Genomic DNA, 26,358 nt, shown 5'->3' on the forward strand with positions numbered 1-26,358 from the left:
CTAACCCGATATCACTCGCTTGAACTGATGCCATTTGTGCTGCCAGGCTACTGTCCAGTGGGGGGCTGCCGCTCCCGTGCCAGCGATCTTCAGCGTTGGATGATGTCCGATTACCTGGTCCAATACCGATTCCTGATTCGGATCGACATCCACGAAGAAGATATATTTACCCTCGTCTACCACCTGTTTAAAACTGCGGAAATGAGCGTTCGGCACCTGGAACCCCAAAAAACCGCCTTCCCAGATGCAGAAGCCGAATATAACAACGGCAAGGAAGATAAAAGGCACCCAGCCAGCGGCGGATTCGCTCCAGCCCATCCAATAGGCGCCACCCAGGACCAGCGCCGCGAGTGCCACACCGATCACCGCACCAATCTCCCCGGAGTGAACAGCATCTTGCTTCATTAACGAGTTAACCTCGTGAAGGTGATGTTGTTCAACATCAGCAACTTCTTCACTGAGCACGTGAATTTGTTCGGAATTGATGCCGCTGGCTTCCAATTCATTTTCAACGGTTTCAAGATCGTCGAGATTGTCACTGATGTAATAGTGTCGGTTCATGCCACACCTCCCATCTCGCGTTTGCTGTAGACCTCCTCTGTCCTGCAGCCTTTAACCGAGATTTGCCGTCGGTATCTGTACCCGTGGGGAACGTTGCACACTTGATGCAATCCGAAAGAAGTATAGCACCCGCCAGCATGCGCAGAAGTGAGCGTCAAGATCTTGGCTCCGTTGACTCTCCCGTCAGGGGCCACCCTATGCTGAAAGCGCGCATTTGATGAACGTCAGCAGTTCAACGCTTTGCTGGCTGTAAACCCGATATTTGCCTTCGCGCCTGGGCGGCGGCAGCAAGCCAATGTCACTTGTTTTGCTGGGCCCAACTGGCCCGAACCTCAAGGAGAAGGTGCAAGCGTGCCATCGGGCAAGGTGGCGTTCTGCTTTATTGCTGCCCCCTCCAGTTGAGAGCGTGCCTTGTCACGTCGTTGCTCCCAACGTTCTTTCCTCAAGGCAAGGTTTTTACCTTCAATGAAATCAATGTACTTGGTGAGGAATTCGATGAACTGGGGTTTGAATATCCCATTGTGTCCATCGATGATCTCAGCCTTGGTGTAGACCACGGCAACGGGGCTATTGGGTACCTTGGTTTTCGGTAGCCGCTGCAGGCTTATCCCGGCAAATGACAGGTTACCGGTGAAGTCGAAATGGGAAATGACTTCTCTATTGTTGTAGTCCGCAGCCACTAACGAATCCGGGGTGCCAGGCGTCAACTCTATCGTATGCGTGCGCTGGGGTTCGAACTCGCCCAATGCTTCACCGTAGAGGTTGCCTTGATAGTCGTTGCTGAAGGAGGGGCGGAACGGACGCGTCAGCCCACGTGCAATGGGAAAGAAGAACTGTCTCGCCGAGTCGTTCTCTGCGGAAAAAACCACGAGTTGCGGCGCCTGTTTATAAGAAAACCGGATCTGGCGGTAAAGGCTGTCGATCTTGGCGTACTGGTAGGCTTCGAGCGCAGGGTTGATCAAAATATTGACATCGCCAAAGCTGTCGATCGGCACGATCTGGTCAGCCATCTCGGCCGGAGTCGTCTGCGAAGGATCTTGCAGGGTAGTGGCCAATCTCGGTGCGCGTTCGGTGAGGTAATACTCCAGGGGGCGTGCGATCGATTTCATCAGGACCTGTCCACCGAAACTATGCCCGATACTCACCAGCCCCATGTAGGGCTTGCGGGTTTCTGGCTCAGGGATGTTCGAACGCACGCCCAGGGCGTTGGTTCTTAAGTAGATGCGGTGCAGGCGCTCGATAAATTCACTAATGTCACCATCACCCACCCGTTCGGCGGCCGTTTTGCGCCACCACATGGTTGCATAATCGAGCACGCCGGGAAGTGACTTACCCCGCCAGCCCACATAGACACCGATCAGTTTGAAGGTGGAGTTGCCCGTAATGTTCTGACGCGCGGTGGCGTACTCGGGAGAAGCCAGCTTGGCACCCAGTGACTTGGCGAGGATCGCCTGATAAAGAAAGCGTCCGTCACCACCAGGTAGCGGGGAGCGGCGTCGACAGCGTGCGGTTCAAGTGTTCTCCAATGAGTCAAGTCGACAAAAACAAAAAAGCAAGAGGCTGCCCACTCCGCTTCGGCAGCCACCTTGCAAAGTTTTCTTAATGCGTATCGGATGTCTGCCAGGCCGCGTGATGCCTATGGTTAGAGGTCGGTAGCGGGCCTTTTCAAAGCAGATTTCTTTGGTGCACACTAATAAGTCAAGGCGCCTCTTTGCTCTGGTCGTTGAGCTTCTGCGTAGCCTCGTCTTTCGCCGCATTGGCTTGCGTGATCAATTGGTAGGCAATGTAGTACTTGTTTCTTGTTCAGGTCCTCCTCGAATACCCGAAAGAATTCGTAAGTCGTACCGCGCTGGACACCTCTGTCGACAAAATAAAAAGTCTTGCTGTAAACCGTCAGGACTCGGGTGACCTGTCGATCGATCATCCCGTCGAGATCACCGGTCCACGGTTTCATTGCACTTTCGGTCGAGAGGGTCAGTCGCTCACGCGGCGCTGACTCTGGGGATACCATCGCTTCGGTTGCGGCATGGATCGGGCCGGCGAAAAGAGCGAATGCGAGCGCCGCAAATCCAGGGGAGAGTGCCTCATCCGCTCGCATCTTGCAGCCAGTGGGATCGGGGCCTAGTGTTAAGAAGCAGGCGCCAGTTAAGGGAGGAGGTCGTATGCGCTGCGTAAACTGCGAATTCGAAAACCCCTCCGGGGCCAGCTGCTGTGAAGCGTGTGGTGCCAGGCTGTCTCGCAGCTGTCCGCGCTGTGGTCACGAGGCGGACCTTTGCGCCAAATACTGCAGTGAGTGCGGCGCGCCGCTGACCGATGCGCCTGCTGCGCCATCACCGCGCCCCCGGCCTGTTTCAGGGCCTTCTCCAGCGCCCATTCATTACACGCCCCACTACCTTGCCGAGCGCATCCGCGCCGAACAGGCGGCCATGGAAGCCCGGGGGGAGAGCGCCGGCGAACGCAAGACCATCACGGCGCTGTTTGCCGACATGGCCGGCTCCATGGCGCTGATCCACGACCTCGATCCGGAAGAGGCCCAGCGCCTGATCGAGCCCGTCATCGCGTTGATGATGGAAGCCGTCCACTACTACGAAGGCTACGTGGCCAAGACGCTGGGCGATGGCATCCTCGCGCTATTCGGCGCACCCATCGCCCATGAAGACCATCCGCAGCGGGCGCTGTATGCGGCACTGCGTATGCAGGAGGCGATACACCGACATGGCGACCGTATTCGTCTCGAGAAAGGCATTCCGCTGCAAATCCGCGTCGGCATCCACACCGGAGAGGTCGTCGTGCGTTCGATCCGCACGGACAATTTGCACACCGATTACGATCCGGTCGGGCACACGATCCATATTGCGTCCCGGATGGAGGGAATCGCCGCGCCATCGTCGATCCTGGTGAGCGAGTCCACCCACAAGCTGGCGGAGGGCTATTTCGAGTTCAGGACTCTGGGAGCCACCCAGGTCAAAGGCATCCCCGAGCCGCTCGTCGTGTATGAGGTGCAGGGTATCGGCGCTCTGCGCACGCGCCTGCAACTGGCGGCACATCGCGGGCTGGCCAGGTTCGTCGGCCGCCAGGTCGAGCTCGACCACCTGCATCAGGCGCTCGATCAGGCCAAGGCGGGCCACGGGCAGGTTGTCGCGGTGGCAGGCGAGGCCGGGGTCGGGAAATCGCGGCTGTTCCATGAGTTCAAGGAACGCTCGCGGCGCGGCTGTCTGGTGCTGGAGACGTTCTCGGTGTCGCACGGCAAGGCCTTTGCCTATTTTCCGCTCATCGAGCTGCTGAAAAACTATTTTCAGATCACGGCCCTGGACGACGAGCGGCGGTGCCGGGAAAAGGTCATGGGCAAGACCCTGACGCTCGAGCGTAGCTTCGAGGATCTCGTGCCCTACCTGCTCTATCTGCTGGGTGTCGGCGAACGCAGTTCGGCGCTCGCTGAAATGGATCCGCAGATCCGGCGCGATCGTATCTTCGACGCGATTACGCAACTTCTGGCGCGCGAGAGTCGCGATCAGCCGATCGAACTGCTGTTCGAGGACCTGCAATGGCTGGACCGCGAGACCGAAGCATTCCTCGTGTGCCTCATTGACCGCGTGGCGAGCGCGCCGATCCTGCTCCTCGTGAACTATCGGCCCGAGTATCAGCCTGCGTGGACGCGCGCGGGTCATTGCAGCCAGCTGCGGCTCGAACCGCTGGGCCCGGCCGAAGCCCAGGGACTGCTCGCGGCCCTGCTTGGGGATGATTCAACCCTCGTCCCCCTCAAACAGCTCATCCTGGAGAAAACGGAGGGCAACCCGTTCTTCATGGAGGAAGTGGTGCAAACGCTGGTCGAGGAGAAATCGCTGCTCGGCGAACCCGGCCGTTACCGGATCGAGCAAACTCCGGCTGCGCTGCATATCCCCACCACCGTGCAGGGTGTGCTCGCCGCCCGTATCGACCGACTCCCCGTTGCGCAGAAGGAATTGCTGCAGACGCTCGCCGTCATCGGCAAGGAGTTTGTGTTCAGTCTGATCCAGCGCATCTATGATGGACGGGGCGCTCGGATGGACGACGATTTGCGCGATCTGCTGGCCCGCCTGGAGGCCGCGGAGTTCATTTACCAGCGACCCGCATTTCCGGAGGTGGAGTATTCGTTCAAGCATGCGCTGACCCAGGAGGTCGCGGGCCACTCGCTACTCACGGAGCGGCGTAGCGCACTGCATGAACGCACGGCGCAGGCCATCGAGGCACTGTTTCCCAGCCGTATCGCGGATTATTGCAGCGAACTGGCGCACCACTACAGGCTGAGCGGCAATGTCCCGAAGGCCGTGGAATACCTGTACCGTACCGGGCAACAAGCCCTCCAGCATTGCGCCCATCTCGATGCAATGCGTCACCTCGGCGCGGCGCTGGAATTGCTCGAGCATTTGCCCGACACGCCCGCGCGTGCTCATCAGGAACTGACGTTGCTGCTCTGCCTGGGGCCGGCCTTGATGGCCGTGCGAGGCTATGGTGTGCCCGAGGTGGCGGCCACCTACACCCGTGCACTGGCGCTATGCGAGCAAGTAGGCGACGACTCGCTTTTCCCTGCGCTGATGGGGCTGCGGATGTACTACCAGTTGCGTGCGCAATACTCAACTGCATGCGAACTGGGTGAACGATTGCTTAGTGTTGCGCAAACTGTGCAGGATCCGGACTTGCTCGTGGGAGCCCATGCGGCACTCGGGGCGACATTGCTTTTACAGGGGGATCTGCGCAATGCCCTTGAACACCAGGAGCGGGTGCGTGTCCTCTACAACCCGAACCGTCATCGCACACATGCCATTTCGTACGGCATAGACCCGGGCTACGCCCTGACACATTCTGCCTGGAGCCTTTGGTTCTTGGGTTTCCCCGATCAGGCAAGCACGCGCAGCCGGGATGCCCTTGCTCTGGCCAATAAGATTTTCGACCCGTTCAGCCTGGCCTTCACCCTGTCGGCTACGTCGATACTGGGACAGTTTCGGCACGATGTACAACTTGCCGAAGAGTGTGCTGATGCCGCCATCAAGCTTTCACTCGAACAAGGGTTTCCGTTTTATTTGGCGTGGGGGACTATTCTCCAGGGTTGGGCTCGCGCCGAGCAGGGAAACCTGGACGAGGGTATCGCTCAGATAACCAAGGGTATCGCCACTTACCAGGCAGCCGGAGCAGAGCTTGGATGCTCTTATTTTCTGGCCCTGCTGGCCGCAGCTCACGGGCGCGCCGGGCAACCGCAGGCAGGACTGGATGCCGTGACCGACGCTCTGGCTATGGTGGACAGAACAGGCGAGCACTTTTACGAAGCAGAACTGCACCGGCTCAAGGGAATGCTTACCCTCCAATGTCCGGGTGAAGACAAACAGGATTCTTCCGTGCAGCAGCAAGCGCAAGCATGCTTTCAAAAGGCGATCGCGGTCGCTCGACAGCAAGGGGCAAAGTCATTCGAGCTACGAGCCACAGTGAGCCTTGCTCAGCTATGGGAAACACGGGACAAGGAGGCGGCCAGGCAGATGCTGGCCGGCATCTATGGTTTCTTCACCGAAGGCTTCGACAGCGTTGATTTGCTACAAGCCAAGGCGCTGCTCGATGCATGGGCACCAAGCGGCGGGGTGAACGACCAAGAATGACCACAAAGAATGGAAAGCGTCGGAGCAGTGACGAGCGAAAGGCGGTCGCGCTGGCTTTGCAGGGTGGCGGAATGCACGGTGCATTCACCTGGGGCGTTCTCGATCGGTTACTCGAAGACGGCAGGCTAACCATTGAAGGAGTTAGCGCAACCAGTGCCGGCGCGATGAATGCCGTCGTGCTGGCCTACGGTATGCTGCAAGGTGGCGAGGCCGGCGCGCGCCAGGCGCTGCACGATTTCTGGTCCGCCGTGGCGCAGTCCGCCGAGCGTCATAATCCGTTGCGCTGGATGCCATGGCTGAAAGGGACACACAGCTTCGGTCTGGACTATTCACCCATGTATACGTTCGCGGACATGGCTCTTCGGATGTTCTCGCCGTACCAGTTCAATAGCCGCAACTTGAGTCCATTGCGAGAGGTGCTGGATAAGCAGGTAGATTTCGCAGCCTTGCGAAGCCAGTGCCCGTTCCACCTCTATCTATGCGCGACCAATGTCGAGACGGGGAAAATACGCATTTTCACGGGCGAGGACGTCTGCCCCGAAGCGGTGCTTGCTTCGGCCTGTGTGCCGACCTTGTTCCAGGCGATAACAATCGATGGGCAGCACTACTGGGATGGCGGTTACATGGGCAACCCGGCCATTTTCCCGTTGATCTACCACTGCCATACGCGCGATGTGGTAATTGTCCACATCAACCCACTCGTCCGCCCGGGAGTGCCCATTACAGCCGCCGATATCCTCAATCGCATCAGTGAAATCAGCTTCAACTCGTCGCTGATGCGCGAGATGCGCACGATCGCCTTTGTCACCGACCTCATTCAGCAAGGCAAGATCGATCGCAATGAAACGAAGGAGATGCTTATCCACTCCATTAAGTCCGACGCGGCGATGTGCGCGCTCAGCGTATCCAGCAAGTACAACGCGGACTGGAATTTCCTTTGCAAACTGCGCGACAACGGACGACGCGAGGCCGAGGCATGGCTCACGGAAAATTATCGACACATTGGCGAACGGTCGAGTATCGACATCCGAAAGGAATTTCTTTGAACGCCGCCATGAGACGGGAAAGATGGTTGGCGTCGGCGATGCCGTAGCGTTAGCTGGTCGATTATCGGGCACCAGGCTCGCGCTCCCTGGCCAAGGCCGACCCGGGCACGCTGCATGACCTGCACATGATCATGCCCAGTGTCGGCCGCTCCGAGCACCTGGACCTGTTCGAGCGCGGCATCGCCCGCAAGCTCGACTTCTCTTTCGCCGGCACGCAAAGCCTGCGCATCCGTTGTCTCGTGGGTTGCGGACAACACTCGATCAACTGGCGCGTAAACATCAGGTCTCTTTGAACGTGGCTATCGAGGTCGACACCTTGAACGCAATGAAGGATGTCGCGGCTGTTGGGGGTGCGTTCACGATCCTGCCTTTTCTGGCGGTACATCATGATCTCGCTGGAGAAGTGGGGCCGCGCCATCGTGCTCCCAAGTCAACCTGTATGCAAAGAGGGTGCTGGCTTGCGATTTTTCCAAAAAGTTGTTTGGCCGCTTTCGAATTTTCCGCAGTAAAAAGAAAAAAATCATTTCCGAAATTTTTCAAGTTATTGATTTATAACAAATAATAATATTGGCATTGCTTTTGCTCTCTTTGAAATCAAACAAGAGGAAAGAGCCATGCACGCCTTCCAAGCCAATCCCGAACCAAATCCCTGCTTCGTCCGCATTACGGGTACTCAACGCCAGCGCTTCATCGAGTTCGAGTTTTCCGTCGGCGATCCTGAGCTATCCGTCGAAATGATCATGCCCGTCCAGGCGTTCGAGGAGTTTTGTGCTCGCCACGATGCCCGGCAGTTGAGTGCTGAACAAGTGGCACAAGTCGAGTACGAACGACTGAAGTGGCGCTTCGGTGAGCCCGGTATCACTGAGTGACCCCCCCATCTCCACAAGAACAACAAGGGAGACCTTAAAATGCATGTCGATATCAAGACGTCGTCCGTCAAACCGATTCGTAATACCTACGCCTACGTGCAAAAACGCTTTGGTGACAAACCGGCTTCCCGCTATCAGGAAGCGAGCTATGACATCCAGGAAGAAATCAACTTCCATTACCGTCCGCTGTGGCAGCCGACCCATGAGATCTTCGACAGCTCTCGAACCCAGGTCACCATGCAGGACTGGTACGCACTCAAGGACCCGCGTCAGCTCTACTATGCGACGTACACATTGATCCGTGCCCGGCAACAGGAAGTGATGGAAAGCAATTTCGCGTTCGTCGAGAAGAATGCACTGTTCGCCAGCATTCCCGTCGACCTCCTGGAAAAGGCCCGCAAGCTGCTTGTTCCGCTTCGCCACTACGAGTGGGGCGCCAACATGAACAACAGCTTCATCACCGGCTATGGCTATGGTGCGACGCTGACCAATGCCACCATGTTCGCCACCATGGATCGCCTGGGCACCGCGCAGTACCTGACCCGTATCGGCCTGCTCGTGGACGGCAATCAGCCCGAGTGTCTGGAGCTGGGCAAACAGGAATGGCTCGATGCCGCTTGTTGGCAGCCGCTGCGCCAAAGCGTCGAGCGTATGTTTGTGGTCCAGGATTGGTTCGAGTTGTTTGTCGCCCAGAACCTGGTGTTCGACGGCTACCTCTATCCCTTGGTCAAGGAGATTGTCGACCGTGAGTTAGTGGGCAAGGGCGCTTCGGCCCTCGGCATGCTCACGGCATTCATGAGCGAGTGGTACGACGAGACGCAGCCATGGGTGAACTCGGTATTGAAAACAGCGGCGGCAGAGTCCCCGGCAAACCGTGAACTGCTGGTGGGCTGGATCGCTACCTGGCAAGTACCGGCGCGGGAAGCTATTGCTGCGCTGCTTACTGAATTAGGGAGTGACCCGCAGCAACTGGCACACCTCGATGAGGCCTTCACTAAACGCCTGACCAAGCTTGGCCTGATTGGCATGGAGGTGGCGGCATGAACGCCAATGTCTTTATCGCCTTCCAGGCCAACGATGAAACCCGGCCGATTATCGAGGCCATCGAGCAAGACAATCCACACGCCACCATTACCCACATGCCAGCGATGGTGAAGATCGATGCACCGGGCCGCCTGACGATTTGCAAGGACACGGTGGAAGGACTGCTTGGCCGTTCCTGGAACCTGCAGGAGATCCATATCAACCTCATCAGCATCTCCGGAAACATTGAGGAAACCGACGAAAGCTTCACGGTGGGATGGTTTCGCTAAGCGCGAAGGTATCCCGATCCATAAGAACAACAACGGAGAGAAACCATGAACTCGCAAGCTAATGTCGGTGCTGCGCGCAAACTCAGCCTGAAAGACAAATACGGCCTGATGACCCGTGACCTGGGCTGGGAAACCAGCTATGTACCGATGGACGAGGTTTTCCCGCACGACAAGTTCGAAGGCATCAAGATTCACGATTGGGACAAATGGGAAGATCCCTTCCGCCTGACTATGGATGCCTACTGGAAATACCAGTCCGAAAAAGAGCGCAAGCTCTACGCGATCATCGATGCCTTCGCGCAAAACAACGGCCACTTGAATGTGACCGATGCGCGCTATATCAACGCCCTCAAACTTTTTCTGACCGGCGTCACGCCCATCGAATACAACGCCCATCGCGGCTTTGCCATGGTCGGTCGGCAATTGCGTGGCGTAGGACCACGGGTCGCCTGCCAGATGCAGGCCATCGACGAACTGCGGCATTGCCAGACCCAGGTTCATACGCTGAGCCACTACAACCGCTACTTCAACGGCTTCCATTCCTGGCCGCAGAATTTCGATCGGCTGTGGTATCTCTCGGTGCCCAAGTCGTTCATCAACGATGCCATGTCGGCGGGACCTTTCGAATACCTGGTGTCGATATCGTTCTCGTTCGAGTACGTGCTGACCAATCTTCTGTTCATGCCGTTCATGTCTGGTGCGGCCTACAACGGTGACATGGCGACAGTGACCTTCGGTTTCTCCGCCCAGTCCGATGAAGCGCGGCACATGACCCTGGGGCTGGAGGTGATCAAGTTCATCCTCGAGCAGGATCCGGCCAACGTACCGATCGTACAGAAGTGGATCGATAAGTGGTTCTGGCGTGGCTACCGGTTGCTGACGCTGGTCGGCATGATGATGGACTACATGCTGCCGAAGAAAATCATGTCCTGGCGCGAAGGTTGGGAGATCTATTTCGAGCAGAGTGGCGGTGCCCTGTTTGCCGACCTCGAGCGCTATGGCATTCGCAAGCCCAAGTACTGGGAAGATTCGGTCAAGGAAAAGGATCACATCACGCATCAGGCCTGGAGCATGTTCTACCAATACTGCTGGGGCACCGGCGTACACGGCTGGCTGCCCAAGCAAGAGGAAATGGATTGGCTTGCCGAACAGTATCCCGACAGTTTCGACAAGATTTACCGCCCGCGCTTCGAGCAATGGAAAAAACAGGAAGACGCTGGCGAGCGCTGGTTCAACACCAGCCTGCCTTGTCTGTGCCAGGTTTGTCAGATTCCGATGGTATTCACTGAGCCCGATGCGCCTCTGATCCGCCGTCAGCGTGAGAGCAAGTACAAGGATGAGCGCTATCAATTCTGTTCTGACGGCTGCAAGGACATCTTCGACGACGAACCCGAGAAGTATATCCAGGCCTGGATGCCGGTGCAGCAGATCCTCAAGGGCAAGGCTGGCGGCCCGGGCATCGATGATGTGATTCGTTGGTCCTACCTGGATCCGGGCAGTGACACAGGTGCTTTCGAGGCCTCGGCCGACGCACGCAACTGGAAACTCTGGAAAGGTCTGTAAACCGGGTACCTACCCAAAAAAGACTCCCCGAAATAACAATAAGGCGGTGCTTGCGAGCACCGTCAAGGAGACTCTCATGCCTGTTATAGCGCTCAAACCCGATTACCGTGGTGAAGCTCGCGACGCCGTAGATCAGTTCAACGGACAGCAATTGATTTTTGTCGAGTGGATCGGCCACCTGAGTATTTGTGCGCCCATCGCGGTGCTGGTCGACCCTGAGCAAGGCTTTGGCGACTTCATCGAAAAAACCCTCCAGCAGAGCGTTTTCGCCTCTCATCCCGACTGGGCCGTCATCGACTGGCAACAGGTGCAATGGGGCTTCGAGCGTCAGCCGTTGAATCCGCAGCCCGACGCCACCTTTGCCAGTCTGGGCATCGGTCACAAGGCGTTCATTACGTTGCGCACCCCCAACCTGGATGGAATCTGAGAGGTCGTCATGAGCTACGAATTGACTATCGAACCGCTTGGCCAGGTCATCGAGGTGGAGGAGGGTCAGACCCTCCTTGACGCGGCGTTACGCGCCGGCATCTGGCTTCCCCACGCCTGCTGTCACGGCCTCTGCGCGACCTGCAAAGTGCAGGTGCTCGAAGGTGCAGTTGAGCTTGGCGAAGCATCACCCTTTGCCTTGATGGACATGGAACGCAGTGAAGGCAAGGCGCTGGTCTGTTGTGCCATCCCGCAGTCCGATCTGACTATTGAGGTAGAGATCGACGAGGAACCGGATGCCAAGGCGATCGCCTTGCGCGACTTTGAAGCGACGGTGCATTCGATCGTGGAGCTGACGCCGACCATCCGCGGCATTTTCCTGAAGGTCGACAACGACGAGATCGAATTTCAGGCCGGCCAGTACATCAATCTGTATGTGCCCGGCCTGGCCGAGCCGAGGGCGTTTTCGATTGCCAGCGTTCCTTCGCAATCGAGCCTGATCGAGTTGAATGTGCGCAAGGTCCCGGGCGGCGTTGGCACCACTTGGTTGCATGAGCAACTGCAGGTCGGACAGACGTTGAAGTTCAGCGGTCCGCTGGGTCGTTTCTTTACCCGCCACTCCGATCCCAATCCGGTGATTTTCATGGCCGGTGGTTCGGGGCTATCCAGCCCCAAATCGATGATCCTCCAGTTGCTGGAAGCCGGAGATACGAGAGCCATTTCCCTGTTCCACGGTGCGCGCAATCGGGCAGAGCTGTACTACGCCGAGCTATTTGAGCAACTGGCTCAAAGCTATCCACAGTTGCGCTACATACCGGTGCTCTCCGACGAGCCTGAACACAGCGACTGGAGCGGTGCGCGAGGCTTCGTACACGAGGCGGCCGAGCTCACCTTCGCCAACGATTTTCGCGATCACAAAGCTTATCTGTGCGGTCCTCCTCCGATGATCGAGTCGGCCATCCGCAGCCTGATGCGTGGACGACTGTTCGAACGCGATATCCACCTGGAGAAGTTCCTGAGCGCGGCCGACGCCAATCAGTCAACCCGCAGCCCGTTGTTCCGCAACATCTGAGGAGGCCGGCATGCACCTCATACAACTGTGCGATGGACAGGAGCAATTTTACTGCGATGGCCAGCGCAACTTGCTTCAGGGCATGCAACGGCTGGCCCGCAAAGGCATCCCGCTGGGTTGTCGAGGGGGTGGTTGCGGTGTTTGTCGCGTGCAGGTACTCAGCGGGCGCTACCACTGCCAGCGAATGAGTCGCGAGCAGATCAGCGAGGCCGAGGAGGGCATGGGTATTGCGTTGGCGTGTCGGCTCTACCCGGAGAGTGATCTGCAGATTTGCGTGCTTGGTTTGAAGGGCCGAGAACAGGCCCACCCACAAAACAACAAGAGGTAGACGCCATGAATAGGAAAGCCGTTCTGCGCCCTGGCCACGTTGCCATACGGGTGCTCGACCTGAACGCTGCGGTGCATCATTACGTGAACGTGCTGGGCTTGCTGGAAACCGCTCGCGATGAGCAGGGCAGGGTGTTCCTCAAGGCTTGGGATGAGCACGACCACCATAGCCTGGTACTGCGCGAAGCCGACGCTCCAGGCATGGACTACATGGCGTTCAAGGTGGCGGATGAGACAACGCTGCATCAACTGGAGCAGGCCATTACCGAGTTTGGCCTGGACAGCCAATGGATTGCCGCCGGCGAACATCCGGGGACTGGACAGCGACTGCGCTTCACGGCACCCACCGGCCATGTCTTCGAGCTGTATGCGCACAAGGTATTGCAGGGCAATGGGATGCCGACGACCAATCCCGGCATCAAGGCCGCCAACCTGAAAGGCATCCATCCCAGCCGCTTCGACCACTGCGCACTGATCGGTGACGATGTCTTGGGCAGCTACCGGTTATTCACCGAGGTCCTGGGCTTTGAACTGACCGAACAGATCGTGGCGGGTGATGACAAGGTGGCGGTATTTCTGTCCTGCAGCAATAAACCTCACGATGTCGCATTCATCCACGGGCCTGTGAAGGGCAAGCTCCACCACATGTCTTTTTTCGTCGAATCCTGGGCGCAGGTGCTTGATGCGGCGGACACCATTGCCGACCACGACGTGGCCCACGAGATCGGTCCAACCCGCCATGGCATCACCCGTGGCGAAACCTTGTACTTCTTCGACCCCTCAGGCAATCGCAACGAAGTCTTCAGCGGCGGCTACATCTGGTACCCGGACCGACCTGTGCTGACCTGGACGGCCGATGAACTGCCAAGGGCGCTGTTCTTTCACGAGCGCAAGCTCAACGAAACCTTCCTCAATGTCGTGACCTGAACGTCATCAACCTTTCGACCCCATCATGGAGAACCCCCATCATGAGCAGCAATCCTGAACTGGCCCACAGCCTGACTACAGGCAACTTCACTACCAATTGCCACGACGTCGGAACGGGTGACCCTGTCGTCATGATCCACGGTTCCGGCCCAGGCGTTACCGCGTGGGCCAATTGGCGCCTGATCATGCCCGAGCTGGCCAGACAGCGCCGGGTGATCGCCCCCGACATGGTGGGTTTCGGTTACACCGAGCGCCCCGAAGGCATCGAGTACAGCAAGGAGGTCTGGGTGCGCCAGATCAATGACTTGCTCGACACCCTCGACCTTGAACAAGTTGACCTGGTCGGCAACTCCTTCGGTGGAGGGATTGCCCTGGCCTTTGCCATTGCCTACCCCCAGCGGGTGCGTCGTTTGGTGTTGATGGGCAGCGTGGGCGTGCCGTTCGAGTTGACCAAGGGGCTCGACGCTGTCTGGGGTTACACCCCCTCTCTGGACACTATGCGCGGGCTGTTGGACATCTTCGCCTACAGCCGGGCGCTGGTGACCGATGAACTCGCGCAGTTGCGCTATGAGGCGAGTATCCGCCCGGGCTTCCAGGAGTCCTTCTCGCAACTGTTTCCTGCACCGCGCCAGCGCTGGATCGATGCGCTGGCCAGCCCTGAGGCAGCCATTCGCGGCCTGCAGCAGCAGGCGCTGATCATTCATGGTCGCGACGACCAGGTGATTCCCCTGCAGACCTCGTTGACCCTGCTCGACTGGCTCGAACATTCGCAGCTGCATGTGTTTGGCGAATGTGGCCATTGGGCGCAGATCGAGCATGCCTCCCGCTTTGCGCGCCTGGTAGGTGACTTCCTCTCAGAGTGACCGATGCGCTCCACGACCCTGTCCACAACAATAAAAACGGGACTGACCATGAACTGTAATCGCTACCGCCTGGCCTTGGCTTTATCAGGTTGCTTGTGCGCCGGCGGCGTCTGGGCCACCGAAAACGGTGCCGATTCCTACGCGTTGGGCGCAGAAGGCGTCATGGCCGGGGCTTTGCCTCCGGCCGGGGTCTACCTGCTGAGCTACTACGAGAACTATCACGCTTCGCGCTTTGTCGATAAAAACGGAAATTCCCTGATTCCGGGCTTCGGGCTCAACGTTGATGCCCTCGTGCCACGGCCGGTCTGGATGACCAATCAGCAGATCCTGGGTGGTCAGCTGGGCTTCTATGCTGCACTGCCGCTGGTGGATCTGCGCGTAAGCATGGCGGGGGAACGGGACTCCCGGCGGGCAATGGGCGATTCTATCGTCGCCTCGCTGCTGGCTTGGCACAACGGCAATCACCACTGGGTCGCGGCCGTAGAAGCGGTGTTGCCCACCGGTGATTACGACCGCGATCACATGGCCAATGCCGGCAAGAATTACTACACCGCGCGACCGATCTTCGCCTATAGCTACAGCCAGCCTGATGGGTGGGATCTCTCCACCAAGATCTCCTACAGCATCAACTCGAAGAACGACGCCACCGATTACCACTCTGGCGACTACATCGCTGGGGACTACAGCATGGGCTACAAAGTGGCGCCCAAGTTGACGCTGGCCCTGGAAGGCTACGTCTTCAAACAGCTTGAATCCGACCAAGTGAGCGGTGATGACATCGGCTTTCGCGGCCAGGCCGTGGCCTATGGTCCCGGCGTGCACTACCAGGGCCAAGGATGGTCATTGGAAGCCAAATACCTCCAGGAAACCGCTGTTGAAAACCGTCCCCAGGGCAATGCCACCTGGCTCAAATTCGTCTGGGCTTTCTAGCCTCTGCAAAGGACATCGTGATGACTCAATCCCACCTGGAAATGCTGGCCGAGAGCCTGATAACCGCCGAATGTGCGCGCCAACCCTGCGAGCCATTGCGTGAGGACATCGCAAGGTACAGTGATAATCCTGTCGAGACCGCCTACGCCATCCAGCAGTTGAACGTGCAGCGGCGGCTGGACGCAGGCGCACGTATCGTCGGTCGTAAAATCGGCCTGACGTCCGTCGCGGTCCAACGTCAGCTGGGCGTTGATTCGCCCGATTATGGATGCCTGTTCGCCGACATGGCTTTTGGCGACAACGAACAGATTCCCATTGACCGCCTGCTGCAACCGAAGGTCGAGGCGGAGATCGTGCTGGTCCTGGAGCGCGACCTGACTTTCGAGCGACATACCCTCGCCGATTTGATCAGCGCTACCGCTTATGCCTTGCCGGCACTGGAAATCGTCGACAGCCGCATAGCCGATTGGAACATCGGCCTCACCGACACCATCGCTGACAACGCCTCGTGCGGTGTGTTCGTGCTGGGTAACTCGCCAACGTCCCTGAGCCGCTTCGATCTGGTGGACTGCGCAATGCGCCTGACCGAAAACGGCGTCGAGGTTTCCCATGGCCAGGGCAGCGCCTGCCTGGGCAATCCGCTGAATGCCGCCTGCTGGCTGGCCGATCGCATGGTTAAGCTCGGCACGCCCTTGCGCGCCGGCGACATCCTGCTCACGGGTGCGCTGGGACCGATGCGTCCAGTGCGTGCCGGCGCTGATTATTTTGCAGAAATCGAAGGACTGGGGCGCGTGCGCGCCAGCTTTTCATCACTGGAGGCCAAGTCATGAGCCAACCGCGTATTCCCGTCGCCATCATTGGCTCGGGCAACATCGGCACCGACCTGATGATCAAGGTCATGCGCAACTCCCGGTATCTTGAAATGGGCGCCATGGTCGGTATCGACCCGGCCTCCGATGGGCTGGCCCGTGCCGCCCGCCTCGGGGTGCCGACAACCGCCGAAGGTATTGAAGGCCTGCTGGCGCTGCCCAATTTCAAGGACATCCGCATTGCTTTCGATGCGACCTCGGCGGGCGCCCACGCTTGCCACAACGAACGCTTGCAGGCCCATGGCGTGCAGGTCATCGACCTCACGCCGGCTGCGATCGGCCCCTACGTCGTGCCAGTGGTCAACCTGGATGATCATCTGAATGCGCCGAATATCAACATGGTAACGTGCGGCGGCCAGGCCACCATTCCCATGGTGCGCGCGGTGTCGCAGGTAGCGACGGTGTATTACGCCGAGATCGTGGCGTCCATCGCCAGTAAATCCGCCGGCCCGGGCACCCGGGCCAACATCGACGAGTTCACCGAGACGACGTCCCGGGCCATTGTCGAAGTCGGCGGTGCCCAGCGTGGCAAGGCGATCATCGTGCTGAACCCGGCCGAGCCACCGCTGATGATGCGCGACACCGTGTATTGCCTGGTCGAGGAGGGGGCCGACCAATCGGCGATTCGTGCATCGGTGGCCGAAATGGCCAGCGCCGTGCAAGCCTATGTTCCCGGCTATCGTCTCAAGCAGGCAGTGCAATTCGAGCACTTCGGTGCCGATCGTCCGTTGAATATTCCCGGATTGGGAAAAATCGCGGGGCTCAAAGTGTCGATCTTCCTCGAGGTCGAAGGTGCAGCCCACTATCTGCCGGCGTATGCCGGTAACCTGGACATCATGACCAGCGCCGCACTGTCGGCGGCTGAGCGGTTTGCCGAAGTCCGAATAGCGCAGCGTGCTGCGACGGGAGACCAGCAATGATCGACAAAAACCGGAAAGTCTACGTCTGCGACGTGACCTTGCGCGACGGCATGCATGCCGTGCGCCACCAATACAGCCTTGATCAGGTGCGCACCATTGCTCGCGCGCTGGATGCCGCCGGGGTGGACAGCATCGAAGTGGCCCACGGCGATGGCCTGCAGGGTTCAAGCTTCAATTACGGGTTTGGCGCCCATACCGACCTGGAGTGGATCGAGGCCGTCGCCGATGAGCTAAAGCATGCTCAGCTGGCCACCTTGCTGCTGCCGGGTATTGGCACTGTGCATGACCTCAAGGCTGCCTACGATGCCGGGGCCCGGATCGTGCGCGTCGCCACTCACTGCACCGAGGCGGACGTTGCCCGGCAACATCTGGAGTACGCGCGCCACCTGGGCATGAACGCCGTCGGCTTTTTGATGATGAGCCATATGAGCACGCCCCAGGAGCTGGCCGAGCAGGGCCGGTTGATGGAGAGTTATGGCGCCCAGTGCATCTACGTGGTGGATTCCGGCGGGGCCATGAACATGTACGACATTGCCGAACGCTTCAAGGCAATGAAGGATGTACTGGATCCTCGCACCGAGACCGGGATGCACGCACACCATAACCTGGGCCTGGGTGTGGCCAATAGTCTGGTGGCGCTGGAGCACGGCTGCAATCGTATCGATGCCAGTCTGTCCGGCATGGGGGCGGGTGCGGGCAATGCGCCGCTTGAGGTTTTTATCGCCGCCGCCGAACGCATGGGACTCAATCACGGTTGTGAGGTAAAACGCTTGATCGATGCCGCCGAGGACATTGTTCGGCCGCTGCAGGAACGGCCGGTTCGGGTCGATCGCGAGACGCTGGCGCTGGGTTACGCCGGCGTGTACTCGAGCTTTCTCAGGCATGCCGAAGCGGCGGCACAGAAGTATGGGCTGTCGGCCTTCGATATCCTTGTCGAACTGGGCAAGCGGCGGATGGTCGGGGGCCAGGAAGACATGATTGTCGATGTCGCGCTGGATATGCTGCGCACAGGATAAAAACCTTTCCCCTTCACGGCGGACAGGTTGTCCGCCGTTTCATTCCAGGTCGAACTTCTTCTGCTTGTAGCCAATCTGCGCACGGCTCAAGCCCAACAACCTCGCGGCGGCACTGAGATTGCCGTCGCAGCGTTCGATGGCCGCCTTCACTACCACGGCCTCCAGATTCTCCAAAGTGATGCGTTGGTCGAGAAGGTGGTCCAGGAAAATGTCCACGGCCCGGCTTTCTCGCTGCTCATTCCCGACGTGCCCGTCACGGTTGAGTCCGGTGGTGACTTCGTTGTGCAGCGGATCAATGGGCGACATGAACAGGGTCGATGCATCGATCAGGCTATCGTGCTGCGCCAGGATCATGCCGCGTTCGATCACATTCTCCAGCTCCCGCACATTGCCCGGCCAATCATGGGCCAGCAGGGCGTGGCGAGCCTTGTCGGTCAGCCCGCGTACGCGTTTACCCTCGCGCGCGGAGAACTTGTCGAGGAAGCGCTCCGCCAGCAAATACACGTCTTCCTTGCGATCACGCAGCGGCGGTATCGATACAGGGAAAACATTCAACCGGTAGAAGAGATCCTTGCGAAAGGTACCCTTGCTGACGGCGTCGGCAAGGTCGACGTTGGTTGCGGCGATGACTCTCACGTTTACTTTACGGGTAGTAGTGTCGCCGAGCCGGTCGATTTCGCCAGACTGCAGTGCACGCAGCATGCGGGTCTGGGCACCCATGCTGAGCTCGCCGACTTCGTCCAGGAACAGAGTTCCGCCGTCGGCCCGCTCGAAGCGCCCTGCGCGTGACGATTGCGCCCCGGTGTACGCACCTTTTTCGATGCCAAACAGCTCGGACTCGATCAACTCGCCGGGTAACGCCCCACAGTTGACGGCAACGAATGCCTTGTCGGCGCGTGGGCTGGCATTGTGGATCGCGCGGGCGAATACATCCTTGCCCACCCCGGTTTCACCCAACAGCAGCACAGTCACCGGGCTGGCGGCGGCTTTCTGGGCTAGGGACCAGGCCTGTTTGAAACAAGGTGCTTCGCCGATCAGGTCACCGGGAAGGACGTGTTCGGGCAGTGTCGATCGCAAGTCATCCACCTGACTCTGCAGGGAAAGCAGTTGCTCGACCACCGAGTCGGTCTGGTAATAACGCAGCTCGTCCTCGACGTCGTCCCAGTCTTCGACCGGCTTGCCAATGAAGCGGCAGCTGTTCAGGCCGGTTTCGACTTCCTTGTGCAGAATGAATCGGCCCATCAGCCCGCTGACGTAACCTGTCGCATGGCCCAGTTCACTCCAGCAGACAGGCTGGTCGCTGGCGCCGTAGAGGGTATGGTGAATCTCGTTCTCGATCGAATTGCGCCATAGCGCGTCGATATAGTACAGGCCACCCTTGATGTCGATCTCCACAGCCTGCAGTTCGACCTTGACGATGCCTTCCAGGGCGTGGAGCAATGGCCCTTTGTGCAGGAGTTCCAGATCGGACAGACCTTGGTAACTGCTTCGTACGATTTTCGCATCACGCAAACCCGCGGCATAGCCGACCCGGGTGAGAATCCCGCGTGCGCGTTCGACACCCAGCGAATCGATCAGCTCCTTGCGCAGCGCGGAAAGAGCGGAGGAGTGCATCAAAACCATGCGTTCTTCATCAAGCCAAATCTGGCCAGTCTGGAAAGAAAAGCGAAGACGGGAAGCAACCTCTGCAATGCCCGGCGAGCTTTGTTCCCATCCGTTAAGACGAACGGCATTTTTCATGACGTGGATGCCTATTATTTTTAGATGCGGGGATTGTATGCAGGCGAGCTTTTTTAAGCGACAAGAAGCTAAAACTTCCGTCGTGTGAGCCTATCAATTGATCATGCAAGCCAATGCGGCGAAAGACGAGGCAGTGCAGAAGCTCAAAGACCACAGCAAAGAGGCGCCTTGACTGATCAATGTGGCCACAGAGGCGAAAAAATCTTTTAAAACTACAATGAAGTGAGTTGAAACTGCCCTGGAAAAAACACCCGTGCCCTGGCCTGTGACCTGATGCAAAGAGCATCACGCTGACGCCGTGGCGAGGATGAGCGCATGCAAAGCACTGGAGAGCAAAAGCGGGCCCGTGTACTTGATCCGGTCGATCGTGTCACGGAGGTCATCTTCGGCCTGCTCATGGCAATGACCTTCACCGGAACAATCAGCGTGGCCACGTCTGGCCAGGAGGCAGAGCGCACGATGATGATCGCCGCGCTGGGTTGCAACCTCGCCTGGGGACTCGCGGACGCCGCGATGTATTTGTTGCGAACCCTGATCGAGCGCACACGCAACCGTACGCTTCGTACCAACCTGCTCGGTGCGACGGATGCAGCTGCCGGCCAAGCGCTCATTGCCGAGGCGTTACCTACGCATATCGCGGCAGTGGTCCGCCCTGAGGAGCTGGAATTCCTGCGCCACCGCGTGGTCGAGTATTCATCCATGCCGGTACAGCCGCGTCTCGGTTGGGATGATTTCAGGGGAGCTGTCGGCGTTTTCATGTTGGTGGTGTTCTCGACATTCCCGCTTGTAGTGCCGTTTCTGTTGCTCGACCAGACGGCGCTCGCCGTGCGCGTGTCTAATCTGGTCGGACTCGGGATACTGTTCATCGCCGGTTGGATACTCTCGAAGTATGCCGGCGCAAAACCCTTGCAAGGCGGTCTTGCGATGGCAGTCACCGGGGCCGTTCTCATCACCGCGATCATCGCGCTCGGCGGATGAGCAGAAAGTAACCTACCTGCGCTTGATGGTAGCTGTGCGTAGGGCGCTCATCACCGCCTGCGTGGCATCTGCCCCCGCGGCAGGGCGGGTAAGCAGATCGGTCGCCCGGCTATCAAGCAAGCTACCTGCCTGGAAATAGCCCATGACGGTGGCGACGCTGCGGTGTTCGGTCATGGCCATCACCTCACCCAGCGGCACCCCTTGGCGACCGGCTTCGGTGACAAACCCCGACCTCAAACTGTGCGCGGCCCAATCCCCCTCCAGCCCCGCGAGCTGAGCGCGACGCTGGACGATGCGGGCGACTTGGTCCGCCGACAAAGCCGTGGTGCCGACCTTGCCGCCCTTGTACAAGCGGCGAAACAGCGGGCCGGCTTCGGCCGGCGCGACGGCCAGCCACGCCGCAAGCGCCTGGGCTGCCGGTCCGCGCAGCGGCTTCTCGCGACGGGTGCCGCCGGTGTCCGTCTTGGTCGAGCCCAGGGCGTACAACCAAGTGTCGGCATCCAGCGCTCGCACATCGCCGACCTGCAGGGCGACCACCTCGGAACGCCGCCGGCCGCCACCACTCCAGGTCAGCAAGAGCAGGGCGCGATCACGGGTCCCGCGCACGCCGTCGGTGCAGGTGGCGAGCAGCGCTTGCAGCGGCTCGAGCACCAGGGCCGTTTTCTTGCGCACGCTCACCCCCTGGCGCGACTGTGCCTTGCGCGCTTCGCGCAGCAGGCTCTTCAACGCCGACGCTTCACTCGGGTTGTCCCAGCCCTGCAAGCGGTGCCATTTGCCCAGCACGGCCAGGCGGTGGCTGACCGTGTTGAATGCCAACGGACCCGGTTTGGCCTTGACCCGCGCCTTGACCAACGCGGCGTCGATCGCCGGTGGCAGCAGATGCGCCCAACCGCCATCGGCCAGCGGGCGGGCGAGGTGATCGAGGACGAACTGCACGGCCACCGTGGCCGGTAAGGGTGCATCCCCGAGCGCCTGGCCGTACCGCAACTGCAACCAGGCCGACCAGTAGGCGAGGGCGCTGCGGTAGCTGCGCACCGTATTCGCCGCGGTGCCCGCGGCAATAAAGGCCGCCGCCGCTTCCTGGGCGTTGTTCGCGAGGAAATGCAGGTCTAACGGCGTTTCGTCGACCAAGGTCAACTGATCTGTAATATTTAATACGTTCAACGTATGATAAATCCAATAATCAAAAAATAACGTCGGATAACATTTTATTATCAGACCTAATATAGCCGGAGATGAGTCATGGCAGTAGGGGTTCCCGAAAACGACGTGTTTGCCGCCGCGGATGCGGTATTGGCGCGGGGCGAACGGCCAACGGTGGAGCGTGTGCGTCTGGAACTGGGGCGCGGCAGTCCAGCACGGGTGGGTGGACTACTTGACGTCTGGTGGGATCGGCTGGCGCATCGCCTGAGTGGCGAGAGCCGCTTGCCGGCGTTGCCGGGTGAGGTGGCACAGGCGTTCGTGATGGTCTGGCAGCAGGCGATTCATCTGGCGCAGGGCGCTGCCGAACTCGCTGTAGAATCGCAGCGCCAAGTGCTGGAGGCAGAGCGCGAACGAGTAGCGGCGGTCGAGGACCAGGCGCGTCAGGATGCGGCGCAGTTTCGCCAGCACGCGGCGGAGGCTGTGGCCGGTTGTCAGGCGGCCGAGTCGCGCCTGGCTGATTTGGAATTGCTGCTGGCGCAGCGCCAGACGCAGATCGAGGACTTGCAGCAACAGCGTGAAGGTTTGCTGTACGAGCGTAGCGAGGCGCAGCAGCACGTCCAGGCAACACAGCAGGATCTACAGGCGCTGCGGCTCAAGTCCGAGCAGGAGCGCGTTGCGCAAGAAGCCTATATACGCGGGGTCGAGGATCGTGCGCACCGCGAGGTCGACCATGCCCGGGAGCAGGGCAAAGCCATTTCCGCCCAATTCAAGACCGTCGGACGGCAAGTCGAGCAATTGCAACGGCGGCTGGAGTCGATCCAAACCGAGCTCAGCCAAACCCAACAACGTGCCGCGGCACAGCAGGCCCGTGCCGATACCCTGGAGCAGCAACTGATGCAGGTGCGCGAAGCGCCGCCCGCCAAGCGAAAAGCGCGTGCACGGAAAACGCCCGCGGCACAAAGCTCTGGTTGAACACCGGTACTCGGGGCCGCGGTCCGGCGAAGAAACCGCGGCGGCCGATCAATCAGGCGGCGGGGAGCAGGCCTTTCTGTCTGGCGACATGAGTCGCCAGTGCGTCCATCAAGTCCGGCGACAGGCAGTCATAGGGCTCCAGGCCGATCGAGCGCAGGCGCTCACGGATGGCCTTCATTTGCGCTGGCGGTGTGCCGGTTTCGATGATGGAGGACACGAACGCTGCGAAGCTCGGCGCTGCCCATCCACTTTGGGGCGAGAGCTCGGTGTGGACGAAGTCCAGGCCATAAAACCCATGGTCCTTGTTCTCGATGCGCCCGAAGAGATGGGCGTGGCACTGCTTGCAGGCGTGCCGCTGGATGGTGGCGGTTTCGTCGACAATGGCCAGTTTTTCACCGTGGGCAGTGACGCTGACCTTGTCCCGAGGGACCACGGCAACGACGGAGAATATCGCGTTTTGCGGTTTCCAGCATTTGCTGCAGCCGCACGCGTGGTTATGCAGGGTTTGTGCGTCGATCTTGACCTCGACCTTGTCGGTCGCACACAGGCATTGCAGGGTGCCACCGGTGAAATTCGCGGCGGCGGGCTGGATACCGTTGTCCAGTGCAGGGTGAAGTTTCAAGGTGCTCACGTTGGCTTCTCCTTTCATGGTGTCAGAGGAACAACCGGATTATCGTACGCGAAAACACTTGAGTCAGGACAAACCTCCCAGCAGGCCATCGGCACGAAGCAGATCGACAATCACATGTTCATCGACTGCATACACACCTCGCGAAGCCTTCCAAACCAACTTCTTCTCCTGCAAGGCAATGAGTGCTTGCTGTACACCCGGTACTTCAACCTTTATTTCGCTGGCGGCAATCCCCGCCTGCTCCAGCGCTTTGGCGTACAGCGCCATGGTCGGAGCCTCGAAGGGTGCGTAGTGATCGCCCTTCACGCTCATGACGCGAATAACGGCAGACTGGATAGGGGTGAGGCCATGGATCACCTTCTTGAGGTTCGCGTACAACTCATCAGCTTGCGCTCGAACCAGCTCAGTGAACCGTGCCGGTATGGATTCAGGGTCAATGGTGAAGTCAAAGCGGATTTCGTCAGCCGCCGCGCCGAGCAGTTCAGGGCGGTAGCCACTTTCCTTGAATAGCTGGAACACCTCTGCTGGATCGAGCGCGCAGGGAAGATCAAGGTTGGCACACAACCAATCGATGAAGTCTTGATCCAGGGTGGGGAACTGCACCATGGAAGCGCCAAAGAAGGCCTGATCCTTACTGTTGCGCAGCATGGCCAGCTTGTCCCTGTTCGATCCGGTGCAGACGATGCGAAGGCCATGATGCTTCGAACTGTTGAGTTCGTCCCTTGCCGCCTTGAGGGCGAACAGGGCCGCTACACCTTCGCTCGTTGTTATCGCGTGCTGCGCTTCATCGATCATCAGGACGATGATCTTTCGCGATTCATCGGAGAGCGCCACCAGCGCAGTCGTCAGATCGATGTCTTTTCCGAGCCCGATCTTGTCCAGGCTGAAATTCAAGCCACCGACAGTGACCTTCTCCATGCCGGATGACTTTGCCAGCCGTGTGATGAACCCATCGTTACGCCCAACCGCTTCGCGGACGGCTTCTACGATGACCAGGCCGGGGTCTTTCGTCAGGTCTTTCCACAGGTCGGCATACAGCACAATCGCCCCTGCTGCTTCCAGGGCGGGCCGCAGGTCTTCACGGGCAAAAGTGGATTTGCCGGTGCGTCGTGGCGCTGCCAGAAAGACACCGGAACTGGCCGAACTGCCCACGGCGACCTGCATGATCAGCTTCGAAAGCCGCGCAGCCAAGGCCGGACGGTGAAAGAGGGTTTCAGTCATTGCAGGCCTCACATTCAAGTCTATAGTTGATTATAGAGTGATTATAGACCAATTATAATCAGGGCTTACAGGAGGGCTGTGAGTTTTTATGGCCGATTATAGAGTGACTATAGACAGATTATAGGGTGGGTCGCGGTGTTCCGGCGAGGGCCTTTATCACCGCGTAGCCGTCGATATCAATTGGGCATTCGATAATACCACCCCTTCACTCCTCGCCCGTGTTTCGATATCCGTCGTATGTTTTGTTGATCACGGCGCGCAGCGCCAGAGCGGCGGGGCAGGGTTATAAGGTAAGGTGGACGCTATGAGCCACCCTAAGTGATGGGGTGGTATTATTGCGCAGGTTTCCCAATGCCCGACACCGTCAAAGCCGCATATCAGGAACTATTGAGTTCTCTCGCCATTTTTGACGCTGCGTGGCCACCCTTGGTTTGCGCCGGACATGTTTGGCAGCTTCCAATCTTGAATACCCAGAAAACTCCATCGTATATTCCTGTCAAACACCTGACTGGCCTTGCGGCAGTGAATGCCAGTCGGGCAGCGTTCCGTGAGTTCGAGCGTGATATTGGCCAAGCACCAGGAACGGTCATGCGGTTGCCGGGATACTTCATCCTTAGCAGTTCTGTCCTTGAACAGGGCAGGGCAGTCAACCGCTGCAAAGCAGCCCTCCAGGCTGCTATCGAAGCCGAGCGAGTCGCCCAAAATGTCTCGATAAGTCGCCGATCGCACATTATGCGCCGCTCCCTGGGTAAAGATTTTTCCCTGAATCAACTCAAACGGTGCATTCAAGTCTTCGACGCCACCCCGCGACAGATTACGTTTACATGGGCCGGGCACACTTCCGGGAAGGAGAAAGTTGGGGTAGGGGGGCTACGCGAGTACTTGCTTGCCGAGGCTCAAGGTCGCGCCCAGCGTGAAGGTATTGCCATTGAGCAAACGCCCGAATGGATGGACTTACGAGCCCTATCCAATCTGAGTGATGACGATATGCTTGACTATCCCAAGCAGGTAGCACCTCACCCTCGGTGCATGCTTTGGTTCTCGGGAAGTAGCCGATACGACGCTATGGTTCACGCAAACCTTCCAATTTTCGTACTCCAGGGCAACGTAGAACCCAAAGTGGTTGGCCTGAAAGACTTCGACAGCCAGGCGCGCACAGCCAAGCGGCCAGATCAAAAGAATCGCCGAGCAGCCCTACCAGGAGGAAGATTTTTTCTACCCAGTGATGAGCCTAAAACACCACCAGCGGAGGAAGGTGCACATCTCGACGGTATTGCATCAACCTACGGACAGAGCGAGAGCCTTCAAAATTCGAAATAGGCGACTACGCTGCCTGCCGCAATC

General features: G+C 58.9%; 25 protein-coding genes and 2 pseudogenes. 20 read left to right on the forward strand and 7 right to left on the reverse strand.

Annotation, left to right across the window (positions count from 1 at the left end):
- From F8N80_RS08305 to F8N80_RS08315, 3 genes and pseudogenes are all read right to left on the reverse strand, one after another.
- Positions 1 to 561, reverse strand: coding sequence for a magnesium transporter (locus F8N80_RS08305; RefSeq protein WP_150747874.1), 561 nt, complete (start codon positions 559 to 561; stop codon positions 1 to 3).
- A 207-nt stretch (positions 562 to 768) separates the two neighbouring features.
- Positions 769 to 861: pseudogene (locus F8N80_RS08310) on the reverse strand (MerR family transcriptional regulator); the annotation flags it as partial.
- 32 nt (positions 862 to 893) lie between these two features.
- Positions 894 to 1,859 (reverse strand): hypothetical protein, encoded by a 966-nt coding sequence (locus F8N80_RS08315; RefSeq protein ID WP_150747873.1) that lies wholly within the window; start codon positions 1,857 to 1,859, stop codon positions 894 to 896.
- An 864-nt stretch (positions 1,860 to 2,723) separates the two neighbouring features.
- Here F8N80_RS08315 and F8N80_RS08320 point away from each other — a divergent pair.
- The 17 genes and pseudogenes from F8N80_RS08320 (at position 2,724) to dmpG (ending at position 18,329) form a co-directional block, all read left to right on the forward strand.
- Entirely contained in the window at positions 2,724 to 6,188 is a 3,465-nt protein-coding gene (locus F8N80_RS08320) for an adenylate/guanylate cyclase domain-containing protein (protein WP_150747872.1), read from the forward strand.
- Entirely contained in the window at positions 6,185 to 7,234 is a 1,050-nt protein-coding gene (locus F8N80_RS08325; RefSeq protein ID WP_150747871.1) for a patatin-like phospholipase family protein, read from the forward strand. Before F8N80_RS08320 ends, F8N80_RS08325 begins: the two co-directional genes overlap by 4 nt.
- Positions 7,235 to 7,311: 77 nt before the next feature.
- Positions 7,312 to 7,485 (forward strand): annotated as a pseudogene (locus F8N80_RS08330) (malonate decarboxylase subunit alpha); the annotation flags it as partial.
- Between the two features lie 44 nt (positions 7,486 to 7,529).
- Complete coding sequence (locus tag F8N80_RS31135; RefSeq protein WP_191632886.1) at positions 7,530 to 7,796, forward strand: hypothetical protein; 267 nt, start codon at positions 7,530 to 7,532, stop codon at positions 7,794 to 7,796.
- 52 nt (positions 7,797 to 7,848) lie between these two features.
- Positions 7,849 to 8,103, forward strand: coding sequence for a phenol hydroxylase subunit (locus tag F8N80_RS08340; protein ID WP_150783662.1), 255 nt, complete (start codon positions 7,849 to 7,851; stop codon positions 8,101 to 8,103).
- Positions 8,104 to 8,142: 39 nt separating this feature from the next.
- On the forward strand, positions 8,143 to 9,147 hold the full coding sequence (locus F8N80_RS08345) for an aromatic/alkene monooxygenase hydroxylase subunit beta (protein WP_150783663.1): 1,005 nt from the start codon (positions 8,143 to 8,145) through the stop codon (positions 9,145 to 9,147).
- Entirely contained in the window at positions 9,144 to 9,416 is a 273-nt protein-coding gene (locus F8N80_RS08350; RefSeq protein ID WP_150747868.1) for an MmoB/DmpM family protein, read from the forward strand. Before F8N80_RS08345 ends, F8N80_RS08350 begins: the two co-directional genes overlap by 4 nt.
- A gap of 45 nt (positions 9,417 to 9,461) precedes the next feature.
- Positions 9,462 to 10,979, forward strand: coding sequence for an aromatic/alkene/methane monooxygenase hydroxylase/oxygenase subunit alpha (locus tag F8N80_RS08355; protein WP_150747867.1), 1,518 nt, complete (start codon positions 9,462 to 9,464; stop codon positions 10,977 to 10,979).
- Positions 10,980 to 11,055: 76 nt separating this feature from the next.
- Positions 11,056 to 11,406 (forward strand): phenol hydroxylase subunit P4, encoded by a 351-nt coding sequence (locus F8N80_RS08360; protein WP_150747866.1) that lies wholly within the window; start codon positions 11,056 to 11,058, stop codon positions 11,404 to 11,406.
- A gap of 9 nt (positions 11,407 to 11,415) precedes the next feature.
- A complete protein-coding gene (locus F8N80_RS08365) occupies positions 11,416 to 12,477 on the forward strand; it encodes an NADH:ubiquinone reductase (Na(+)-transporting) subunit F (RefSeq protein ID WP_150783664.1) in 1,062 nt (353 codons plus the stop codon).
- 10 nt (positions 12,478 to 12,487) lie between these two features.
- Positions 12,488 to 12,805, forward strand: coding sequence for a 2Fe-2S iron-sulfur cluster-binding protein (locus F8N80_RS08370; RefSeq protein WP_150747864.1), 318 nt, complete (start codon positions 12,488 to 12,490; stop codon positions 12,803 to 12,805).
- A gap of 5 nt (positions 12,806 to 12,810) precedes the next feature.
- The gene (locus F8N80_RS08375; RefSeq protein ID WP_150747863.1) at positions 12,811 to 13,731 is read left to right on the forward strand and encodes a catechol 2,3-dioxygenase; all 921 of its coding nucleotides are present in this window, start codon (positions 12,811 to 12,813) and stop codon (positions 13,729 to 13,731) included.
- A gap of 41 nt (positions 13,732 to 13,772) precedes the next feature.
- Positions 13,773 to 14,594, forward strand: coding sequence for an alpha/beta fold hydrolase (locus tag F8N80_RS08380; protein WP_150747862.1), 822 nt, complete (start codon positions 13,773 to 13,775; stop codon positions 14,592 to 14,594).
- Positions 14,595 to 14,642: 48 nt separating this feature from the next.
- Complete coding sequence (locus F8N80_RS08385; protein ID WP_150747861.1) at positions 14,643 to 15,524, forward strand: SphA family protein; 882 nt, start codon at positions 14,643 to 14,645, stop codon at positions 15,522 to 15,524.
- A gap of 20 nt (positions 15,525 to 15,544) precedes the next feature.
- On the forward strand, positions 15,545 to 16,354 hold the full coding sequence (mhpD, locus tag F8N80_RS08390; RefSeq protein WP_150783665.1) for a 2-keto-4-pentenoate hydratase: 810 nt from the start codon (positions 15,545 to 15,547) through the stop codon (positions 16,352 to 16,354).
- Positions 16,351 to 17,313 carry an acetaldehyde dehydrogenase (acetylating) gene (locus F8N80_RS08395; RefSeq protein WP_150747859.1) on the forward strand — a complete coding sequence of 321 codons (963 nt, stop codon included), beginning with the start codon at positions 16,351 to 16,353 and terminating at the stop codon, positions 17,311 to 17,313. The genes mhpD and F8N80_RS08395 overlap by 4 nt, the downstream gene beginning before the upstream one ends.
- Positions 17,310 to 18,329: a 4-hydroxy-2-oxovalerate aldolase gene (gene dmpG, locus F8N80_RS08400; protein ID WP_150747858.1), complete on the forward strand. Its 1,020-nt coding sequence runs from the start codon at positions 17,310 to 17,312 to the stop codon at positions 18,327 to 18,329. The genes F8N80_RS08395 and dmpG overlap by 4 nt, the downstream gene beginning before the upstream one ends.
- A gap of 39 nt (positions 18,330 to 18,368) precedes the next feature.
- Here dmpG and F8N80_RS08405 read toward each other — a convergent pair whose 3' ends face one another.
- Entirely contained in the window at positions 18,369 to 20,021 is a 1,653-nt protein-coding gene (locus F8N80_RS08405; protein WP_440131183.1) for a sigma 54-interacting transcriptional regulator, read from the reverse strand.
- A gap of 363 nt (positions 20,022 to 20,384) precedes the next feature.
- Here F8N80_RS08405 and F8N80_RS08410 point away from each other — a divergent pair, with 363 nt between their 5' ends.
- Positions 20,385 to 21,047, forward strand: a complete 663-nt coding sequence (locus F8N80_RS08410; RefSeq protein WP_150783667.1) for a hypothetical protein — start codon at positions 20,385 to 20,387, stop codon at positions 21,045 to 21,047.
- Positions 21,048 to 21,059: 12 nt separating this feature from the next.
- Here F8N80_RS08410 and F8N80_RS08415 read toward each other — a convergent pair whose 3' ends face one another.
- Positions 21,060 to 22,211 (reverse strand): tyrosine-type recombinase/integrase, encoded by a 1,152-nt coding sequence (locus F8N80_RS08415; RefSeq protein WP_150783668.1) that lies wholly within the window; start codon positions 22,209 to 22,211, stop codon positions 21,060 to 21,062.
- Positions 22,212 to 22,289: 78 nt separating this feature from the next.
- Between F8N80_RS08415 and F8N80_RS08420 the strand changes: the two genes are divergently transcribed.
- Complete coding sequence (locus F8N80_RS08420; RefSeq protein WP_150747461.1) at positions 22,290 to 23,162, forward strand: DNA-binding protein; 873 nt, start codon at positions 22,290 to 22,292, stop codon at positions 23,160 to 23,162.
- Between the two features lie 52 nt (positions 23,163 to 23,214).
- Here the strand turns inward: F8N80_RS08420 and gfa are convergent, their stop codons facing one another.
- Positions 23,215 to 23,793 carry an S-(hydroxymethyl)glutathione synthase gene (gene gfa / locus F8N80_RS08425; RefSeq protein ID WP_150747460.1) on the reverse strand — a complete coding sequence of 193 codons (579 nt, stop codon included), beginning with the start codon at positions 23,791 to 23,793 and terminating at the stop codon, positions 23,215 to 23,217.
- A gap of 63 nt (positions 23,794 to 23,856) precedes the next feature.
- Positions 23,857 to 24,957, reverse strand: coding sequence for an ATP-binding protein (locus tag F8N80_RS08430; protein ID WP_224790662.1), 1,101 nt, complete (start codon positions 24,955 to 24,957; stop codon positions 23,857 to 23,859).
- A gap of 408 nt (positions 24,958 to 25,365) precedes the next feature.
- On the opposite strand from F8N80_RS08430, the gene F8N80_RS08435 reads away from it, so the two are divergent.
- Entirely contained in the window at positions 25,366 to 26,334 is a 969-nt protein-coding gene (locus F8N80_RS08435) for a DNA replication terminus site-binding protein (protein WP_150747458.1), read from the forward strand.
- Positions 26,335 to 26,358 lie beyond the last annotated feature (24 nt).

The sequence above is a fragment of the Pseudomonas fluorescens genome, assembly GCF_902497995.1.
In the GTDB taxonomy this organism is placed as follows: domain Bacteria; phylum Pseudomonadota; class Gammaproteobacteria; order Pseudomonadales; family Pseudomonadaceae; genus Aquipseudomonas; species Aquipseudomonas fluorescens_BK.

What these genes read in the sequence shown, in the direction of transcription:
- F8N80_RS08305 (WP_150747874.1), bottom strand. Translation starts at nt 561, where the DNA reads ATGAACCGACACTATTACATCAGTGACAATCTCGACGATCTTGAAACC.
- F8N80_RS08315 (WP_150747873.1), bottom strand. Translation starts at nt 1,859, where the DNA reads ATGTGGTGGCGCAAAACGGCCGCCGAACGGGTGGGTGATGGTGACATT.
- F8N80_RS08320 (WP_150747872.1), top strand. Translation starts at nt 2,724, where the DNA reads ATGCGCTGCGTAAACTGCGAATTCGAAAACCCCTCCGGGGCCAGCTGC.
- F8N80_RS08325 (WP_150747871.1), top strand. Translation starts at nt 6,185, where the DNA reads ATGACCACAAAGAATGGAAAGCGTCGGAGCAGTGACGAGCGAAAGGCG.
- F8N80_RS08340 (WP_150783662.1), top strand. Translation starts at nt 7,849, where the DNA reads ATGCACGCCTTCCAAGCCAATCCCGAACCAAATCCCTGCTTCGTCCGC.
- F8N80_RS08345 (WP_150783663.1), top strand. Translation starts at nt 8,143, where the DNA reads ATGCATGTCGATATCAAGACGTCGTCCGTCAAACCGATTCGTAATACC.
- F8N80_RS08350 (WP_150747868.1), top strand. Translation starts at nt 9,144, where the DNA reads ATGAACGCCAATGTCTTTATCGCCTTCCAGGCCAACGATGAAACCCGG.
- F8N80_RS08355 (WP_150747867.1), top strand. Translation starts at nt 9,462, where the DNA reads ATGAACTCGCAAGCTAATGTCGGTGCTGCGCGCAAACTCAGCCTGAAA.
- F8N80_RS08360 (WP_150747866.1), top strand. Translation starts at nt 11,056, where the DNA reads ATGCCTGTTATAGCGCTCAAACCCGATTACCGTGGTGAAGCTCGCGAC.
- F8N80_RS08365 (WP_150783664.1), top strand. Translation starts at nt 11,416, where the DNA reads ATGAGCTACGAATTGACTATCGAACCGCTTGGCCAGGTCATCGAGGTG.
- F8N80_RS08370 (WP_150747864.1), top strand. Translation starts at nt 12,488, where the DNA reads ATGCACCTCATACAACTGTGCGATGGACAGGAGCAATTTTACTGCGAT.
- F8N80_RS08375 (WP_150747863.1), top strand. Translation starts at nt 12,811, where the DNA reads ATGAATAGGAAAGCCGTTCTGCGCCCTGGCCACGTTGCCATACGGGTG.
- F8N80_RS08380 (WP_150747862.1), top strand. Translation starts at nt 13,773, where the DNA reads ATGAGCAGCAATCCTGAACTGGCCCACAGCCTGACTACAGGCAACTTC.
- F8N80_RS08385 (WP_150747861.1), top strand. Translation starts at nt 14,643, where the DNA reads ATGAACTGTAATCGCTACCGCCTGGCCTTGGCTTTATCAGGTTGCTTG.
- mhpD (WP_150783665.1), top strand. Translation starts at nt 15,545, where the DNA reads ATGACTCAATCCCACCTGGAAATGCTGGCCGAGAGCCTGATAACCGCC.
- F8N80_RS08395 (WP_150747859.1), top strand. Translation starts at nt 16,351, where the DNA reads ATGAGCCAACCGCGTATTCCCGTCGCCATCATTGGCTCGGGCAACATC.
- dmpG (WP_150747858.1), top strand. Translation starts at nt 17,310, where the DNA reads ATGATCGACAAAAACCGGAAAGTCTACGTCTGCGACGTGACCTTGCGC.
- F8N80_RS08410 (WP_150783667.1), top strand. Translation starts at nt 20,385, where the DNA reads ATGCAAAGCACTGGAGAGCAAAAGCGGGCCCGTGTACTTGATCCGGTC.
- F8N80_RS08420 (WP_150747461.1), top strand. Translation starts at nt 22,290, where the DNA reads ATGGCAGTAGGGGTTCCCGAAAACGACGTGTTTGCCGCCGCGGATGCG.
- F8N80_RS08430 (WP_224790662.1), bottom strand. Translation starts at nt 24,957, where the DNA reads ATGCAGGTCGCCGTGGGCAGTTCGGCCAGTTCCGGTGTCTTTCTGGCA.
- F8N80_RS08435 (WP_150747458.1), top strand. Translation starts at nt 25,366, where the DNA reads ATGCCCGACACCGTCAAAGCCGCATATCAGGAACTATTGAGTTCTCTC.